The sequence below is a fragment of the Mesorhizobium sp. Cs1299R1N1 genome (assembly GCF_037179655.1).
GTDB classification, from domain to species: Bacteria; Pseudomonadota; Alphaproteobacteria; order Rhizobiales; family Rhizobiaceae; genus Mesorhizobium; species Mesorhizobium salmacidum.
Genome location: NZ_JAPYKR010000010.1, coordinates 206406 through 224564 on the forward strand (window position 1 = coordinate 206406; position 18159 = coordinate 224564).

The 18159-nt window shown below is 64.8% G+C and carries 17 protein-coding genes; 5 read left to right on the forward strand and 12 right to left on the reverse strand.

Translation table 11 applies throughout. From position 1 onward, the window contains the following. The first annotated feature begins 164 nt into the window (after window positions 1-164). Window positions 165-932 carry an SDR family NAD(P)-dependent oxidoreductase gene (locus O7A70_RS22680; RefSeq protein ID WP_337142429.1) on the forward strand — a complete coding sequence of 256 codons (768 nt, stop codon included), beginning with the start codon at window positions 165-167 and terminating at the stop codon, window positions 930-932. 97 nt (window positions 933-1029) lie between these two features. Here the strand turns inward: O7A70_RS22680 and O7A70_RS22685 are convergent, their stop codons facing one another. The 12 genes from O7A70_RS22685 to O7A70_RS22740 all read right to left on the reverse strand — a co-directional run bounded on the left by O7A70_RS22685 (window position 1030) and on the right by O7A70_RS22740 (window position 14049). Further along, the gene (locus O7A70_RS22685) at window positions 1030-1974 is read right to left on the reverse strand and encodes an ABC transporter permease (RefSeq protein WP_027144559.1); all 945 of its coding nucleotides are present in this window, start codon (window positions 1972-1974) and stop codon (window positions 1030-1032) included. Next, entirely contained in the window at window positions 1971-3026 is a 1056-nt protein-coding gene (locus O7A70_RS22690; RefSeq protein WP_027144560.1) for an ABC transporter permease, read from the reverse strand. The genes O7A70_RS22685 and O7A70_RS22690 overlap by 4 nt, the downstream gene beginning before the upstream one ends. Then, on the reverse strand, window positions 3026-4537 hold the full coding sequence (locus tag O7A70_RS22695) for an ABC transporter ATP-binding protein (protein ID WP_337142430.1): 1512 nt from the start codon (window positions 4535-4537) through the stop codon (window positions 3026-3028). Before O7A70_RS22695 ends, O7A70_RS22690 begins: the two co-directional genes overlap by 1 nt. A 253-nt stretch (window positions 4538-4790) precedes the next feature. Continuing rightward, the gene (locus O7A70_RS22700) at window positions 4791-5822 is read right to left on the reverse strand and encodes a BMP family protein (RefSeq protein WP_337142431.1); all 1032 of its coding nucleotides are present in this window, start codon (window positions 5820-5822) and stop codon (window positions 4791-4793) included. A gap of 151 nt (window positions 5823-5973) precedes the next feature. Further along, window positions 5974-7179: a 3-oxoadipyl-CoA thiolase gene (pcaF, locus tag O7A70_RS22705; protein WP_337142498.1), complete on the reverse strand. Its 1206-nt coding sequence runs from the start codon at window positions 7177-7179 to the stop codon at window positions 5974-5976. A gap of 1 nt (window position 7180) precedes the next feature. Further along, window positions 7181-7975, reverse strand: coding sequence for a CoA-transferase subunit beta (locus tag O7A70_RS22710; protein ID WP_337142432.1), 795 nt, complete (start codon window positions 7973-7975; stop codon window positions 7181-7183). Beyond that, complete coding sequence (locus O7A70_RS22715; protein ID WP_337142433.1) at window positions 7972-8829, reverse strand: CoA transferase subunit A; 858 nt, start codon at window positions 8827-8829, stop codon at window positions 7972-7974. The genes O7A70_RS22710 and O7A70_RS22715 overlap by 4 nt, the downstream gene beginning before the upstream one ends. 11 nt (window positions 8830-8840) lie before the next feature. Continuing rightward, the gene (locus O7A70_RS22720) at window positions 8841-9143 is read right to left on the reverse strand and encodes a hypothetical protein (RefSeq protein ID WP_337142434.1); all 303 of its coding nucleotides are present in this window, start codon (window positions 9141-9143) and stop codon (window positions 8841-8843) included. Then, complete coding sequence (locus tag O7A70_RS22725; protein ID WP_027144566.1) at window positions 9140-10438, reverse strand: NAD(P)/FAD-dependent oxidoreductase; 1299 nt, start codon at window positions 10436-10438, stop codon at window positions 9140-9142. Before O7A70_RS22725 ends, O7A70_RS22720 begins: the two co-directional genes overlap by 4 nt. Window positions 10439-10440: 2 nt before the next feature. After that, window positions 10441-11811: a glutamine synthetase family protein gene (locus O7A70_RS22730; RefSeq protein WP_337142499.1), complete on the reverse strand. Its 1371-nt coding sequence runs from the start codon at window positions 11809-11811 to the stop codon at window positions 10441-10443. A gap of 5 nt (window positions 11812-11816) precedes the next feature. After that, window positions 11817-13100 carry a glycosyltransferase gene (locus tag O7A70_RS22735; RefSeq protein WP_337142435.1) on the reverse strand — a complete coding sequence of 428 codons (1284 nt, stop codon included), beginning with the start codon at window positions 13098-13100 and terminating at the stop codon, window positions 11817-11819. Window positions 13101-13110: 10 nt separating this feature from the next. Then, on the reverse strand, window positions 13111-14049 hold the full coding sequence (locus O7A70_RS22740; protein WP_337142436.1) for a GntR family transcriptional regulator: 939 nt from the start codon (window positions 14047-14049) through the stop codon (window positions 13111-13113). A 230-nt stretch (window positions 14050-14279) separates the two neighbouring features. On the opposite strand from O7A70_RS22740, the gene O7A70_RS22745 reads away from it, so the two are divergent. From O7A70_RS22745 to O7A70_RS22760, 4 genes are all read left to right on the forward strand, one after another. Then, window positions 14280-15344 carry a polyamine ABC transporter substrate-binding protein gene (locus O7A70_RS22745; RefSeq protein ID WP_337142437.1) on the forward strand — a complete coding sequence of 355 codons (1065 nt, stop codon included), beginning with the start codon at window positions 14280-14282 and terminating at the stop codon, window positions 15342-15344. Window positions 15345-15444: 100 nt separating this feature from the next. Further along, the gene (locus O7A70_RS22750; protein WP_337142500.1) at window positions 15445-16287 is read left to right on the forward strand and encodes an ABC transporter permease; all 843 of its coding nucleotides are present in this window, start codon (window positions 15445-15447) and stop codon (window positions 16285-16287) included. After that, entirely contained in the window at window positions 16280-17074 is a 795-nt protein-coding gene (locus O7A70_RS22755; RefSeq protein ID WP_337142438.1) for an ABC transporter permease, read from the forward strand. The genes O7A70_RS22750 and O7A70_RS22755 overlap by 8 nt, the downstream gene beginning before the upstream one ends. Next, entirely contained in the window at window positions 17071-18144 is a 1074-nt protein-coding gene (locus O7A70_RS22760; protein ID WP_337142439.1) for an ABC transporter ATP-binding protein, read from the forward strand. Before O7A70_RS22755 ends, O7A70_RS22760 begins: the two co-directional genes overlap by 4 nt. Window positions 18145-18159: the final 15 nt, after the last annotated feature.

The window sequence follows — 18159 nt, forward strand, 5'->3', positions numbered from 1 at the left end:
CGATCGACGGAAATGGATGGCGGCATCGCTTCACGCGCTTTGAATGAACCTATGTGCTTGTCGCCGCTGCGCCTATTTCCTGCATTGGCCACTCGATGCAGGAAGGATAGCATCGCTGCCGGTGGCAACATGAAATCGTCCAACAGGACGTTGGGAGCAGAAAAATGGGCGAACGACTGGCCGGCAAGGTCGCCATCATTTCGGGCGGCGCGACGGGAATGGGCGGCGCGGCTTCGGAACTGTTCGCCGCCGAAGGCGCCAGGGTCGCGATCATCGACCGCAACGGTGAAGCAGCCGCTGCAACCGCGGCCGCGATACGCGCGCGGGGACACATAGCCGAACACTGGGTGGCCGACGTCTCTGATGAGGCCCAGGTCGCAGCTGCGGTTATAGGGGCGACCGAAAAACTCGGGCCCGTCACCGTGCTGTTCAACCATGCCGGCACCATCGTGATAAAGCCGTTCCTGGAGACGACGCTGCAGGAATGGGATTGGCTGCACGCCGTCAATGTGCGTTCGATGTTCCTGATGACACGCGCCGTGCTGCCCGGCATGATCGCCGCCGGCGGCGGATCGATCGTCTGCACCTCGTCGATCTCGGCGGTAGCGGCGACGCCGAATGAAGTGCTCTACGACACCACCAAGGGCGGCTGCCACATGTTCGCGCGCGCCATCGCGGTGGAGTTCCGTGACCGCAACATCCGTTGCAACGCGGTCTGTCCCGGCTTCATCAGAACGCCGCACGGCCTGCGCGAGGTCGCCGACCTTGGCAGGCTCGGCGTCGATGTCTCGGACGCCGCACTGGCCGCGCAGCAGGGCCGCATCGGCGAGCCGGAGGAAGTCGCGAAGGCAGCGCTTTACCTGGCGAGCGACGAGTCCAGTTTCGTCAACGGCACGCATCTGTTCGTGGACAATGGGTTTACCGCGATGTGAGGGGTTCGGGTTTTGGGTCTTCGACCCAGGGACAGCCTGGCGCCCTTCCTCTACCCCGTCGATCGGGGGAGAGGAAAGGATGCCAAGTCCTATTCGCTTACCGCTCTTCCCGCCGAAACGGCTTCAGCAGTGCCGAGGGTGCCACCGCGTTGCGCGACATGACCGCCATGGCGACTATGGTAAAGATGAACGGCAGCATCAGGAACGCCTCGTAGGGGATATGCCCCAAACCGCTCGCCTGCATGCGGAGTTGCAAGGCATCGACGAAGGCGAACAGCAGCGCGGCCCCGGCTGAGCGCCACGGGTCCCAGCGGCCGAACACGACCAGCGCGATCGCCACCCAGCCGCGCCCGGACACCACGCCGAAGGTGAACGCATTGAATTGCGCCATCGACAGGAAGGCGCCGGCTAGCCCCATCAGGGCGCCGCCGAGAATGACGGCCTGGAAACGCGTGGCAATGACGCTGACGCCGGCCGAATCGGCGGCGCGCGGGTTTTCACCGACCATGCGCACCGACAGGCCCCAGGGCGTGCGGTAGAGCACGAAGGCGGCGAGCGGGATGGCAATGATCGCCATGTAGACCAGCGCGAACTGGTTGAACACCGCAGGTCCCAGCACTGGAATATCTGAGAGGACCGGGATCGGCAGCGTCTGAAAACCCTTGATGCTCGGCGGCACCGATTGCTGGCCGAAGATCAGCCGGTAGAGGAAATAGGCAAGGCCCGACGAGAACAGCGTGACGCCGATGCCGCAGACATGCTGGCTGAGGCCGAGCGCCACCGTGAACAGCGCATGCAGCGCGCCCATCAGCATGCCGGTCAGCACCGCCACCAGCACGCCGAGCCACAGGCTGCCACTGAGGCTGGTGGCGGTGAAGCCGGTCATCGCGCAGAGCAGCATGATGCCTTCGATGCCGAGATTGAGCACGCCGGCCCGTTCGGAGAACATTTCGCCGAGCGTGGCAAAGGCCAGCGGCGTGGCGATGCGGATGATGGCGGCGAGAAAGCCGACCTGAAAAATCTGTTCGAACACCGCGCTCATCCGATGGCTCCAACGCGGCGGATGCGATAGGCGGTGAACAGCAGCGCCACCAGCATGGCGAGCAGCGCCGTGCCCTGGATGACGTCGCTGAGGAAGGCCGGCACGCCGGTCGCCCGCGACATCGCCTCGGCGCCGGTCATCACGGCGGCCAGGAAGATCGCCGCAGGCACGACGCCGAGCGGGTTGAGCCGCGCCAGCATGGCGACGACGATGCCGGAATAGCCGTAGCCCGGCGAGATGTCGCTCATCACCTGGAAGTGCACGCCGCCGACCTCGCCGACGCCGGCAAGACCAGCCAGCGCGCCCGACAGCAGCGCCGTCGAGATCAGCACTCGCTCGACATGGATGCCGCCATATCTGGCCGCTTCCGGGTTTTCGCCGGTAACCCTGATCCGGAAGCCGAGCGTCGTGCGCACGATCAGGAACCAGATCAATGGGGCCGCGACCAGCGCCGCGACGACACCGAGATGCAGTCGCGTGCCTTCGATCAACACCGGAAAGTTCGCCGAATCCTCGATCGGCGGCGAAATCGGGTAGCCGCTGAAGCTATCCTTCCACGGCCCTTCGATCAACGCCATCAAGGCGTAGTAGATGACCGAGTTGAGCAACAAGGAGCTCACCACATCATCGACCTTGAATTTTACGCGCAGCGTCGCCGGCACCAGCGCGACCGCGGCGCCTGCGGCCGCACCCGCCAGCGCCATCAGCAGCATGGCGAGCGGCCCCGGCATGGGGATGGCGCCAACAAAACAGCTCGCCACCGCGCCGGCAAGCAATTGCCCCTCGGCGCCGATGTTCCAGAATTTGGCACGGAAGGCGACAGCCACCGCCAGCCCGGTGAAGATCATCGGTGCGGCCCGCACTAGTGTTTCGGTGATGGCATAGCTGTCGCCGAGCGAAGCCGTGAACATAACCCCGTAGGATTCGAGGACACCCGCGCCGGCCAGCGCGATCAGCCCGCTGCACAGGATGAGCGTGGCGGCGATCGCCAGCAGCGGTAGGGCGAGGTTGAACCAGGCGGGTGTCGAGGTGCGGACTTCGAGGCGGAACATCAGCTGTGCCCCTCCGCGCCGGTCATCAGCAGGCCGAGCCGCGCGACGGTCGCGTCGGCGCTGTCCAGCGTGCCGGCGATGCGGCCCTCATACATCACCGCGATGCGGTCGCAGAGCACCAGCAGTTCTTCCAGATCCTCGCCGATGACGATGATGCCGCACCCCTTGGCGCGCATGTCGAGGAATTTTTCGTGGATGAAACGGGCGGCGCCAATGTCGAGGCCACGCGTCGGCTGCGACACGATCAGCACCTTTGGGTCGAAGGCAAGCTCGCGCGCCAGCAGCGCCTTCTGCAGATTGCCGCCGGACAGCGCACCGGCGCGCGTCATCGGCCCGGGACATCTGATATCATAGGCCTTGATCTGTTCTTCGGCGAAAGCGCGGATCGCATCCGCCTTGAGCAGCCCCCTGGCGGAGAAGGCCGATGTGCCGATGCGCGGCAGCACCATGGAATCGGCGAGCGGCAGATTGGTGACCAGCCCCGTCGTCATGCGGTCCTCCGGGATGCGGCCAAGGCCCAGCGCCTGCACCTCGCGCGGCGAGAACCGCGATACGGTCTGGCCGGCGATGGTCATCCGGCCGGCATCGGGCGCGCGCACACCGGAGATGACCTCCGCCAGCGCCCGCTGGCCATTGCCGGAGACGCCGGCAATGCCGAGGATTTCGCCGGCACGAACCGCAAGCGACACATCGCGCAGCGCCGTGCCGGAATGCCGCGAGGTTGAAATGCCATCGAGCGTCAGCACACCGGCGCCGGGCGTCGACGGCCCCCTCGCCGGCGGCACGATCTCATGGCCGCACATCAATTGCGCCATTTCGGCCGACGTCGTGTTGGCCGGATCGTCGACACGGCCGGCGACGCGGCCATGCCGCAGTACGGTGCAGCGATGCGTCAGTGCCCGCACCTCGTTGAGCTTGTGCGAGATGAAGATGATGCCGAGCCCTTGCGCCGCCATCGACCGCAACGCCGAAAACAAACCGTCGACCTCGCTCGGCGCCAGCACCGCCGTCGGTTCGTCGAGGATCAAGAGCCTGGCGCCGCGAAACAGCGCCTTGACGATTTCCAGCCGCTGCTGCTCGCCGACCGACAGCGCCGAGACCGGCAGATCGGGATCAAGCGTCAGCCCGTGCTGGCTGCTGATTTCAGCAAGCCGGGCCAGCCCGCCGGCGCGATCGATCCGCCCCGACTTGCCCGGAATACCGATGAGCAGGTTTTCCAGCACCGTCAGCCGTGGCGCCAGATGGAAATGCTGGTGCACCATGCCGATGCCGGCGGCCAGCGCATCGGCCGAGCTCGTGATCCGTACCGGCCGGCCCTGGATCAGGATCTCGCCGGCATCCGGCGCGTAAGCGCCGAACAGCACGTTCATCAATGTCGTCTTGCCGGCGCCGTTCTCGCCGAGCAGACCGAGGATTTCGCCCGGCGCCACGCTGAGATCCACGGCCTCGTTCGCCTTGAGGGCGCCGAAGGTCTTGGTGATGCCGCGCATTTCGATGAGGGGGGCGGACAAGGGCGCTCCTGAGAGGATTGGCTTTACCATGGCAGCTTTGATTGAGAGGGATGCGCTGCACCCCCCTCTGGCCTGCCGCCCATCTCCCCCTCAAGGGGGGAGATCGGATGTCATTTCGGCTTTCGCCAATCTCCAACCTCTAAGAACAAGCACTGCCGGAGAAACCGCCGATCTCCCCCTAGAGAGGTTGAGGAGTGACCAGCGTCCGGCAGGACAGAGGGGGCGCCACGCACCGGCCCCTCGCAACCAACCCTCAATCCGAAACCGGCGTGTTCTCGTCCACATCCACCCGGAAATTGCCTTCCAGGATCTCGGCCTTCTTCTTCTCGACCAGATCCTTGACCTCGGCGGGCAAGGTCTTGTCGAACTTGTGCAAGGGCGCCAGATACGAGCCGCCCTTGGCCATGCGCGAGAAATCGCCGTAATCCTGCGCCGTGTAGACGCCGGCCTTGACCAGCTTGATCGCTTGCTCGACCGTCGGGTACATGTCCCAGACCGGGCCGGTGATGACCGTGTCGGGACCGAGGCTCGACTGGTCGGACATGTTGGAAATGGCGAAGATCTTCTTCTCCACCGCCGCCTCGATGACGCCGAAGCGTTCTGCATAGATGACGTCGACGCCGGCATCGATCTGCGCCACCGCGGCCTCCTTGGCCTTCGGCGGGTCGAAGAAGGAGCCGATGAAGGCGACCTTCTTCTTGACGTTCGGATTGACCTCCTTGGCCCCGGCGAAGAAGGCGTTGACCAGCCGGTTCACTTCCGGGATGCCCATCGCCGCCACCGCGCCGACCGTGCCCGACTTCGACATCTTGCCGGCGATCATGCCTGAGAGATAAGCCGGCTCATGGATCCAGTTGTCGAACACGCCGAAATTGGGTTCGGCCGGCCCGGCACCCGAGCCGAACAGCCAGGCAGTCTTGGGGAACTGCTTGGCGGTGCGGCGCGATTCACGCTCGGCGGCGAAGGCATCGCCCAGCACCAGCTGGTAGCCGCCTTGCGCATATTCGCGCATGACGCGGCTGAAGTCGGCGGTCTGCACCTTCTCGGACCATTTGTATTCGATACCGAGTTCCTTCTCGGCCTTCTGCAGCGCGACGTGGATCTGGTTGTCCCAAGGCTCCTCGATCGGCGTGGCGAAGATCGCCGCCACCTTCAGTTTTTTGCCCGCCGCGAAGGCCGCACTGGGCAGCATCGCCGCCGCCAGGCCAAGAGCGCCCAGCTCCAGCACGTTGCGCCGCGAAAGTCCTTCACGCGTCGATTGGGATTTGTTCTTCCGGTTTTCCATTGAAGTGCCCCTCTGTTCGACAGCCGTGTCGAGCCGGCTGTTCCAAAAATCAGACGGGGAACTATGGAACGGGTCAGCACTTTTGTCCACATGGTCAAATTTGGCGGAGCGCCGAATCTGACCATGGTCTTGTCGAGCCGAGAACCGACGATCAGGCCCGTTCGAGCGCGACGGCAATGCCTTGGCCGACGCCGATGCACATGGTGGCCAGCGCATAGCGGCCGTCGCGCTCCCGAAGCTCCAGTGCCGCCGTCCCCGAAATGCGGGCGCCTGACATGCCCAGGGGATGGCCAAGTGCGATGGCGCCGCCATTCGGGTTGACGTGCGGCGCATCCTCGGCGATGCCGAGCTCGCGCAGCACGGCGATGCCTTGCGAGGCGAAGGCTTCGTTGAGTTCGATGACATCGAACTGTCTTGGCGTCAGGCCAAGTCGCGCGCACAGCTTCTGCGTCGCCGGCGCCGGGCCGATGCCCATGATGCGCGGCGCGACCCCGGCGGCGGCCCCACCAAGGATACGGGCGATCGGCGTCAGCCCGTATTTCCTGACAGCCGCTTCCGAGGCAACGATCAGTGCCGCCGCGCCGTCATTGACGCCGGAGGCATTGCCCGCCGTCACCGTGCCGCCTTGCCGGAACGGCGTCGGCAATTTGGCCAGGGTCTCGGCCGTGGTGCCGGCGCGGGGATGTTCATCCTTCGAGGCCACGACCGGATCGCCCTTGCGCTGCGGGATCGTCACCGGGGTGATCTCCTTCGACAGCCGGCCATTGGCTTGGGCCGCGACCGCCTTGTCCTGGCTGCGCACGGCAAAGGCATCCTGGTCCGCGCGGGAAACAGCGAAGTCTTCCGCCACGTTCTCGCCCGTTTCCGGCATGGAATCCACGCCATACTGCTTCTTCATCAGCGGATTGACGAAGCGCCAGCCGATGGTGGTGTCGTAAATCTCGGCATTGCGCGAAAACGCGGTGTCGGCCTTGGGCATGACGAAAGGCGCACGGCTCATCGATTCCACCCCGCCCGCGATCATCAGCTCCGCTTCGCCGGCCTTGATGGCACGCGCGGCGATGGTCAGCGCATCCATGCCCGAGCCGCACAGCCGATTGACGGTCGAGCCGGGGACTTCCTTGGGCAGGCCGGCCAGCAGTAGCGCCATGCGCGCGACGTTGCGGTTGTCCTCGCCGGCCTGGTTAGCGCAGCCATAGACGACGTCATTGACCGCCTGCCAGTCGATGCCGGGATTGCGCTCAAGCAAAGCCTTCAGCGGGATTGCGGCGAGGTCGTCGGTCCGTACCGAAGATAGCGAACCGCCGAAGCGACCGATCGGCGTGCGAATGTAGTCGCAGATATAGGCCTCGGCCATGTCAGGCAGCCTTCCCTTTTCCGGTTCCTTCATGCGCCGCCTTGGTGCGGGCCTGCAGGTCGCGCAATGTCTTGAGTTCGAGTTCGCTTGGCGCCGGTGTTTCGTCAAGCGCCTCGGCGAACTTAACCACCCAGCCACAGCTCTCCTGCACCTGCTTGCGGGTGACACCGGGATGCAGCGAAACGACCGTGAATTCCTTGGTCACCGGATCCGGCTTCCAGATGGCGAGATCGGTGATGAGCAATGTCGGGCCAGCTGTGTCGATGCCGAGCCGCTTGCGGTGGTCGCCACCCTCGCCATGGCCGAAGGAGGTGAAGAAGTCGATCTTTTCGACCATGCCGCGCTTGGTCTGCGCCATGGTTATGTAGATCTCCTTCGACGATGTCGCGATCTCCGGTGCGCCGCCGCCGCCGGGCAGACGCGTCTTGGGATGGAAATAGTCGCCGATGACGGTGGTGTTGATGTTGCCGAATTTGTCGAGCTGAGCGGCACCGAGGAAACCTATGGAAATGCGGCCGCCCTGCAGCCAGTAGCGGAACATCTCCGGCACCGCGACGGTGGTGACGGCGGTTTCGCACAATTCGCCGTCGCCGATCGAAAGCGGCAACACGTCGGGCGCGGTGCCGATCGTGCCGCTCTCATAGATCAGCGTTATATCAGGCGCATGCGTCAGCCGCGCGACGTTGCAGGCGGCCGACGGCGCGCCGATGCCGACGAAACAGACATCGTCGTTCTTCAACGCCCGGCTGGCGGCGATCGTCATCATCTCGTTGGGGGTAAAGGCAACCTCGCTCATGCCGATTTCCTCAGATGTTCGACGCGGGCCGCGAAATCGTCGGCGGTTCTTTCGATGACGTTCGCCTGCATCCACGCCTGGAACTTTTCGCGGTCGGCGGCAATCTCGTCCCATTCGAGATAGGCGGTATTGTCCCTGACGTAGTAGCCGTGCGCATAGGACGGATGCGAGCCGCCGGGCACGACCGAGATCGCCGAAATCGTCCAGCGCGGCAGCACGGTCAAATTGGGGTGCAGGTCGTCGAAATTGTCGACGACTTCCTCGACCGTCACCACAGCGCGCCTCGCCGCCAGCACGGCTTCCTTCTGGATGCCGATGATGCCCTCGACCAGCACATTGCCTTTCCTGTCGGCCTTCTGCGCATGGATGAAGGTGACGTCGGGCCGGATCGAAGGCACCGCCGCCAGCACCTCGCCGGTGAACGGACAGGTGACCGACCTGATGTTGGGATTGACGTCAGCCAGCCCCGCACCGCGATAGCCGCGAAACACGGCACAGGGCAGGCCGGCGGCACCCGCTTCATAGGCGTTGGCCATGCCGGCATGGCTGTGTTCCTCGATCTCGATCGACCGGGGGAAACCGTTCTCGATCGCATCGCGGGCGCGCCGCAGCAGGCCGACGCCGGGGTTGCCGACATAGGAGAAGACGATTTTTTTCGCCATGCCCATGCCGATCATCTGGTCGTAGATCAGGTCGGGCGTCATGCGAATCAGCGTCAGGTCGCGAAAGCCCTGGCGGATCGCCTCATGCGCGGCGGCTGTCGGGATCAGATGGGTGAAGCCTTCGAAGGCAACCGTGTCGCCATTGCTGAGGTTCTCGGCCACGGCTTGTTTTAGCGGCAGGAACTTGACCATCACAGCGGCCCTCAGGATTCAACAAAGTTCGCATCGCGAACAAAAGTACCGTAGGTGATATTTTCTAGCAGGATTTCTTTGTGGTCTAAGGGGCCTTGTTGAACTTCCAAAGTCGGCGGGTCAGCGCCCCCCTCTGCCCTGCCGGGCATCTCCCCCTCAAGGGGGAGATCGGATGTCGCGATCGCCTCGCCAATTTTCACCGCCGAAGAAGAGGCGCTGAAGTCAAAACTGCCAATCTCCCCCCTTGAGGGGGAGATGTCCGGCAGGACAGAGGGGGGCGCCGGCCCGCCAGCTTCTAAATAAGCGCCCCTCAATGCTTGAGCCTATCCCGCATCGCGTACCACAGCATTCCCAGCACATAGAGCGGCCCGCGCAAGGCCGTCCCACCTGGGAACGGCATTGGTGTCAGCGTCGAGAACAGGTCGAGCCGCGACGCATCGCCGGTGATCGCTTCGGCGAGCAGCTTGCCCGACAGCGTAGACAGGATGACGCCTTTGCCGGAATAGCCATGCGCGAAATAGACCTCGCCATAGTGCCCGACATGCGGCAGCCGCGACGTTGTCACCGACACCAGTCCGCCCCAGGCGTGGTCGATGCGGCATCCCTTCAACTGCGGGAAGGTGCTTTCCATGTGCGGTCGCACGAAGCCGGCAATGTCGGCCGGCGGTGACGGCGTATAGCGCTCGCCGCCGCCGAACAGCAGGCGTCCATCCGCCGACATGCGGTAATAGTTGACGACGAAGCGTGTGTCGGACACCGCGACATTGGCGGGGATGACGTTGCGAGCGCCCTCCAGCGGCTCGGTGGCGACGATGTAGTTGCCGACCGGCATGATGCGGCTGTTGACGCGCGGCTCCAGCCCGTTGAGCAGCGCATCGCCCGCCAGCACGACATGTCTGGCACGGACCGATCCCTTTGCCGTCGAAACCCGGATCGACGGCTCCCGCTCCAGCTTCACGGCCACTGAATTCTCGTGGATGGTGACGCCGGCCGCGACGGCCGCGCGGGCAAGCCCGAGCGTGTAGTTCAAGGGATGCATGTGGCCGCCGAGCGGCTCGTACATGGCGCCATGATAAGGCGTGTCGACCTTGGCCCGCGCCTCCGCCGCCGAGAGTATCTCGACATCGCGGAATTTCATCACGCTCTCGAGGCACTTGGCCTCCTCTTCCAGATCCCTGAGGTCGGAGCCATTGACCGCGCCGACCAGATGGCCGGTCAGCCTGAGATCGCAATCGATGGCGTTGCGCTCGATGATGTCGAGCACCAGTCCGCGCGCCTCGAAGGCAAGGTCGAACAGCACCTTGGCCCGCTCAGGCCCATAGAGCTTGACCAGACCCTTGGCGCCCTTGCGCAGGCCGGGGATCATCTGGCCGCCATTGCGCCCCGACGCACCCCAACCGATCCTGCCGCCTTCGAGCAGCACCACCTTCAGGCCGCGCTCGGCGGCGTGAAGGGCGGCCGACAGCCCGGTGCAGCCGCCACCGACGACGACTAGGTCCGCATCGACATCGCCGGCGAGCGCCGGATGGTCCGGTGCCGGATTGGCGGTGGCGACGTAGTAGGATTTGCCGATATCGAGACCGGAATTGAAACCCGTTGAAGATGCCACGGTCACACCTTCAGCAAGAGGTGGTCGCGCTCCCAGCTCGTCACCACGCTCTGGAACAGGTCGAGCTCGACACTCTTGACGCGCAGATAGGTCTGGAAGAAGTCCTCGCCGAGCAATTCACGCACCGGGTCGCAGGCGGTGAAGCGGTCGAGCGCTTCCTCCATGGTCTTCGGCAGCGTGCTCCTGATCTTGTAGGCGTTGCCCGAGGCTTCGGCCGAGCGCGCCAGCTTCTGCTCGACGCCGAGATAGCCGGCAAGCAGCGAGCCGGCGATCGCCAGATAGGGATTGCAATCAGCGCCCGGCAACCGGTTCTCCACCCGCCTTGCGGCGCGCCCTCCCGCCGGCACGCGCAGCCCGCAGGACCGGTTGTCATGCGACCACTCGATGTTGGCCGGCGCGCTGTGGTTGGGCCGGATGCGGCGGAACGAGTTCACGTTGGGCGCGAACAGTGGCATGATTTCGGGAATGTATTTCTGCAGACCGCCGATGAAGTGGCCGAACATCGTGGTGTCGGCATCGTCAGCGCTGGCGAAAAGCGCGTTGCCGGCCTCGTCGACGACGGACATGTGGAGGTGCATCGAACTGCCGGCCTGGGCCGCGATCGGCTTGGCCATGAAGGTCGCATGCATGCCGCATTGCTGCGCGGCCTGGCGCGTAAACCGCTTGAACAAAAGCACCTGGTCGGCCAGCGGCAGCGCGTCGCCATGCAGCAGGTTGATTTCCAGCTGCGCCGTGCCCGATTCATGAATCAGCGTGTCGAGCGGCAGGCCGGCCGCCGCTGAATAATCATAGATACGCCGGATCACCGGCTCGAACTCCTCGAGCGCCGCCATGTCATAGGGATGCTGCACGCCCTCGGCGCGGCCATTGGCGCCGAGCGGGGCGGTCAGCGGTCTGTCCGGATCGGGATTGCGCGCGGTGAGGTAGAATTCGAGCTCCGGCGCCACCACCGCGCGCCAGCCGCGCTTGCGGTAGAGATCGAGCACGGCGCGCAGCACATGGCGTGGCGAGGCCATCCACGGCCTGCCGTCCATGTGGAAGGCGTCGGCAAAGACATAGGCCTTGCCAGCGCCAGCGCCCGGCGCCAGGCACAGCGTCGAGACATCGGGCACCATGCGCATGTCGGGGTCCGAATAGGCAAAACCCTCGTCGATAGAGCCGGAATAGCGGCCATCGATGCTGACCAGGAAGGCGCTGCTCGGCAAATAGAGCGCGCGGTCTTCCAGCGCCTTGAGGAATTTGGCCGTCGGCAGCGCCTTGCCGCGCAGCACGCCATTCATGTCCGGCACCAGGCACTCGACCTCGTTGATGCCGTGCTGCGTGAGCCAGGCCTTGGGGTCGTTGATTGCGGTATTCGTGTTCTTATCGAGCATTTCGTTCATGTCCGTATCAGGGAGAGTATGGCTTGCGCGGCCACGTCCGTTCCGGGTTTCAGCGCCATCTCGGCTGCATTGTTCCTGAGGCGGGCGCGCATGGCGTCATCGGCCAGCAGGCCGAGAATGACTCTCTCCAATCCTCCTTCGGTCCAGCCGTCACGGCCGATATGGTCGCCGACGCCGGTCTCTCCGGCGCGTTGCGCATTGTCGTGTCCGTCCCAGCAATAGGGCATGATCAGCGACGGCACGCCGAAACGCAGCGCCTCGCAAAAGCTGTTGTTGCCGCCGTGGTGGATGAACAGGTCCGACTTCGCCACCACGGAAGGCTGCGGAAACCAGGCGTCGAGATAGACATTGTCGGGCACCGCCCGATAGGCGTCACGCAGGCCGCCGACATTGACGATGAAGCGCGCCGGCAGCCGGTCGAAGACGGCAAGCATGCGCTCGATCAGGCCGACATCCATGGCGCCGAGACTGCCGAAGCTGACATAGACCAGCGGCCCGCCATTGCGCGGGAAAACCGGCACCTCGAAGGGCCCCTCCGAACGCACGCAGCCTTCGAGATAGACGAAGCGCTCGGGGTCGAGCGGCTCGGCGCGTTCGCGGCGCACGATCGAAGGCGTCAGGAGCAGATTGAGATCGGGCGAGGTTTCCAGAAAAAGGCCCTTGGGCAGCGGCGCCACGCCGCAATCCGCGCGAAAACGGTTGAAGCGGTCATGCGCCGGAGCCGAGGCCTGGAGATAGCGGGCCTCGAAGGCCCCGCGTTGCGGGTCATCGGCGGCAAGCCCGGACAGATAGGGCGGCACTTCGGCGTCGGGCAGCTCCGTCTCGGCGCAGGAAACGACGCGCACCCATGGGCAGCCGGCTGCGGCTATCGCCGGGAACATGATGACGTTGTCGAGCACCACGGCGTCGGGCTTCAGCCGCGCCAGCAATTGGCGCAGCGGCGCCTCGGCATTGACCGCCGTGTCGACGATCGCCTGCCAGGTCGGCGCGACGTAGGTTTCGAGCTGGTCGATCGGGCTCAGCCTGAAATGCGGCAGGTGCCGGCGCACGAAGGCCTGCCAGTAGCTCTGGCGCTCGCTGTCGCTCAGCGGCTCCTCGGTCGGTAGCTGGTATTCCTGGAAACCGTAGTCGGCAAAGACACCGGAAAACCCGGCATGGCAAATGAACACCGGCCGCGCGCCCTTCGCGCGTAGCGCCTGCGCGATGCCGACGCAATTCAACGCCGCCCCGAAACTGGCTTCGGGAAACAGCGCGATGGTCGGGCTCGCCTTACGCGTCAATTAATCCTCTTCATTCCGGCCGGCTGATCATGCCGAACAGTGCCGGGGCGCCGCGGCTGGCAGCTTGCGGTCGCTGGCTGCGGGAGAGCCGCAGGTGGATGCGAAGCAGATCGGCAGCCACCTCATACTGCCGGCTTTCGAGATGGTCGAGTATGTTCAGGTGCTCGCGCAGCGATTGCTTCAGCCGGAAGACGTTGACGCCGGCATAGATGCCCGGCAGCCGCCGCAGCCTGAGGTGATCGGCCAGCGCGTCGGCGACGAAGCGGTTGGCGCAGCCCTCGGCGATCATGCCGTGGAAATCGATGTCGAGCCGCTGGAATTCGCGTGTGTCGAAGGCGGCGTCGGGCAGCGCCGAAAGCGCCTCCATGCCCTGGCGCAACATCGCGGCGCGCGCGCCGTCCAGCCTGAAGCCCGGCATCAGGATCGCCGCCGGCTCCAGCAAAAGCCGGAACTCGTAGCTTTCGCCTTGCACCCCCGGATCGTCCGGCGCGCGGCGGAACAGCCAGGATTGCCCCGGCGCACGGTCGAGAAAGTTTTCTTCCGTCAGTCTGTTCAGAGATTTTAGTACCGTCTTCCGTTCGGCACTGTAGCGTCGCATCAGCCCGGCGACGGTCACTGTCTGGTCCAGGCGCCGCGCCGACCGGTCACGCAGGATGGCTTCGGCAAGCTCGTCTTCCTCGGCGGCGGGCAATTCGGCTGACATCGTCGGCTGCGCGGCGAGGTCGATCGCCAGGACATAACCGGTGTCGGCCTCCCAGCGCACGACACCCTGTTCCGTGAGCAGGCTGAGCGCCGCCCGCACCGGGGTGCGTGAAACATTGCAGAGCGAGGCGATCTGCTGCTCGGGCAGGCGCGCGCCTGGCGCGAAGCCGCGCTGCCGCGCCACATCCAGGATACGCTGGGCCAGATCGAGATGGTTGGTGCGAGGTCGTCGGGCTGCGGTTTGCATGGCTGGGCTCGTGAACGGACGTGACAGCACTGGTTTGACCGATCGGCCTTTGCAGCGCAATCGGCCAGATTCCTCGGCCTGTTGGCAAATTATGGATTGACGTACTTTTTTCTGCAATAGTACTGTCCACGCAATCGGCGACAAAAAGACCGAGGGAACAGGACCGATGCAGCGGCGCATGTCGCGGGTCCGGCATGAATTCGACGAACCAACCGGAATGGGAGTCCGCCATGACTGCAACCAGCCTGCGGCGCCATGCGCTGAGAATGCCTTCGATCGCCCTGGGGTTTGCCATGGCGCTGTCCGCGCAGGCGATGGCCGCCGACCTCGTCATTTCCAACTGGGACGGATACATGGCGCCCGACGCCATGGCGTCTTTCAAGACGGCGACGGGCGTCTCCGGCGAAGTCGTGGTGCACGCCACCAATGAAGAGATCATGGGCAAGCTGATTGCCGCCGGCGGCAAGGGCTACGACGTGGTCTTCGTCTCCTCGCCCTTCGCCGAGGTGCTGAACAAGCTCGGCCTGACCGAGCCGATGGACCACGCCAGGATCCCCAACCTCGCCAACCTCTATCCGGAAGCGACCAAGCTGCCGCACGATGTCGGCAACATTTTCTCCGTGCCTTATACCTGGGGCACGACCGGCCTCTGCTACCGCTCCGACCTGGTCAAGACGGCCCCTACGAGCTGGAGCGACCTGCTGGCGCCGTCCGCTGAGCTCAAGGGCAAGACCACCATGCTGGCGACCGATCGCTGGCTGCTTGCCGCCGGCCAGCTAGACAAGGGTTTCTCCGTCAACGAGACCGACCCGGCCAAGATGGCCGAGGTCAAGGACCTCTTGATCTCGGCCAAGAAAACCCTGCTCGCCTATGATGACACCACATTCTATTCGAAGCTGGTCTCGGGCGAAGCGCTGATGGTGCAGGCCTGGGACGGCTGGTGCAATTACGGCATCGCCGATAAGCCCGAGATCAAATACGTCATCCCGAAGGAAGGGTCGGACCTCTGGGTCGACACGATGGTGGTGATGAAGGCCTCCGAGCATAAGGACGCCGCCTTCCAGTTCATCAACTTCATGCTCGACGCCAAGAACCACGCCTGGGCGGCCCAGAACATCGACTACAAGGTGCCGAACAAACCGGCCATGGAAAGCCTGCCGGCCGACTTCCTGGCAAAATTCCCCAACATGGCGATGCCGGTGGCCGACCTCGTCAAATTCGAACAACTGCGCGACGTCGGCGAGGCCCAGCGCGACTATTCCAAGATCGTCAGCGAGATCAAGGCCGCGCAGTAAGCGGCCCCAAACCAGAGATCACGGCCGACGGCGCTTCCGTCGCCGGCCCTGAACGGTGCCTTAAAGATTGTCACAGCCCCGACTTCGCTCCTCCTTGCTGATGGCCCCGGCGCTGGTCTGGCTGACCGCGCTGATGGTGGTGCCGTGCGCGCTGGTGCTGGCGCTCGCCTTCTTCCGGCGCGGCATCTATGGCGGCATCGAGTACACCTTCACGCTGGAGAATTTCGGGCTGGTCTTCGACCCGCTCTATGCCGGCATCTTCCTCAACTCGGCACGTATAGCCGGCACCGCCACGCTGGTCGCGGTGGTGATCGGCTATGCCGCTGCCTATGCCATCGCGGCGGCCCCACGCCGCTGGCAGCCGGTGTTCCTGTTCTTCGCCGTGCTGCCGTTCTGGTCGAACTACCTGATCCGCACCTACGCCTGGATCGTGCTGCTCAATCGCGAAGGGCTTGTCACCCAGCTCCTGGGCTGGTTCGGCTATACCGGTGAGCCGCCCTCGATGCTTTATACCGAAGGCGCCGTCATCGCCGGCCTGGTCTACAACTATCTGCCCTTCGTCATCCTCGCCTGCTACGCGCCGCTGTCGCGGCTCAACCCGGAACTGGCCGAAGCCTCGCGCGATCTCGGCGCGTCCGCCATGACGACGTTTCGCCGCGTCATCCTGCCGCTGACCGTGCCCGGCATCGCCGCCGGCGCCGTCTTCGTCTTCGTGCTGTCGATCGGCAATTTCGTCACCCCGGCGCTGCTCGGCGGCGGCCGTTTCCAGATGATCGGCAACCTTGTCTATGACCAGTTCCTGACCGCCAATGACTGGCCGTTCGGTGCGGCCTTGGCGATGGCGCTGATCGCCATCATGCTCTTGGTGCTGATGGCGCAGGCGTTGGTCGCCAATCGCGCCTCTGGCAGTGCCGCCGAAGTCAGGAGCGACGCCAATGGCTGAGCGCTCCCCTGCCACGCGGCGCACGCTCTGGTTCGTGCTCGCCCTCGTCTTCGCCTTCCTCTACATCCCGATCGCCGTGCTGGTGACGCTGTCCTTCAACGAAGGCGGGTTGCCGACGGCATGGTCCGGCTTTTCCTTGAAATGGTACGTCTCGCTGGCCGGCAATTCCGCCATCCTCTCGGCAGCGCTCAACACGCTGATCGTGGCACTGGTCTCCACAGCCATCGCGACCTTGCTCGGCACCTTGCTGGCGATCGGCATCGAGATGCGCCGGCAATATGGCAAGGGGCTTGAGGCGCTGATCTTCGCGCCGATGATTATTCCCGACATCGTGCTGGCGATCGCGCTGCTGTCGTTCTTTTCGATGCTCAACCTCACCATGGGCCTGCACACCATCATCCTCGCCCATGTCGTGTTCAATCTCGCCTTCGTCTGTTCGGTGGTGCGTGCCCGATTGAAAAGCTTCGACTGGTCGATCGTCGAGGCTTCCACCGACCTCGGTGCCTCGGCCATCACCACCTTCCGGCGGGTGACACTGCCGGTGATCCTGCCGGCGGTGATTGCCGGCGCGCTGCTTGCCTTCACGCTCTCGGTCGACGAGTTCATCATCGCCTTCTTCACCGCGGGCGCCGGCCGCGCCTCGACCACGCTGCCGATGCAGATCTACGCCATGATCCGCTTCGGAATCACACCGGAGATCAACGCCCTGGCGACCATCGTCATGGCTGTCTCCGTCACCGCGCTGACCCTGTCGCAGCGGCTCAACCGTGGGATCATTGGCCAATGAGCGAACCGCGCACGCTGCTGGCCATCGATCACGTGTCGAAGAATTTCGGCCGGGTCACCGCCGTCGACGGCATCTCGCTGGATATCCGCGAGAACGAGTTCTTCGCGCTGCTCGGTCCCTCGGGCTGCGGCAAGACCACGCTCTTGCGCATGCTGGCCGGTTTCGAAACGCCGAGCGACGGGCGGATCCTGCTCGACGGCAAGGACATCGCCACGACGCCGCCCAACAGGCGACCGGTCAATTTGATGTTCCAGTCCTACGCGCTGTTCCCGCATATGAGCGTGCGGGCCAATGTCTCTTATGGGTTGGAGATGGAGCGTTTGCCGGCTACGGAAATCCGCTCGCGCGTCGATGCCATCCTGGCGACCACCGAGCTCGTCCCTTTCGCCGATCGCAAGCCGGAGCAATTGTCTGGAGGCCAGAAGCAGCGCGTGGCGCTCGCCCGGGCGCTGGTCAAGCGCCCGCGCCTGCTGCTGCTCGACGAGCCGCTCGGCGCGCTCGACAAGAAGCTGCGCGGCGCCATGCAGCTGGAACTGAAACGCCTGCAGCACGAGGTCGGCATCACCTTCGTCATCGTCACTCATGACCAGGAGGAATCGCTTGTCATGGCCGACCGCATGGCGGTGCTCAGGGATGGCAAGCTCTTGCAATGCGACACGCCGCACGCAGTCTACGAACAGCCGGCCGACCGTTTTGTCGCCGACTTCATCGGAGTGATGAACTTTGTTCCGGGCAAGGCGTCAGCCGATGGCGTCGTGGCCGTGAATGGCGCGCGCATCGCCGGCAAGGTTCCCGCCGCGCTTTCGTCCGGAGCGGCTGCCGTGGCGTCGGTGCGGCCTGAACGCGTGCGGCTGTTCCCGCAGGCGCAAACCGCCAATCGCACCACCGGAATGGTCGAGGCGCTGGCCTATCAGGGGCTCGACCTGCAGCTGCATGTCCGAACGCCGCTGTCGCCGAAGCCGTTCCTGGTGCGTGTCACCGCCGACGCCGCCGACCGGCGGCCGGTCGCATCGGGCGACCAGGTCGAACTCGGCTGGGACGCCGCCGATGTCAGGATTTTCGCGGAATGATTGGAGGAGTAGCCT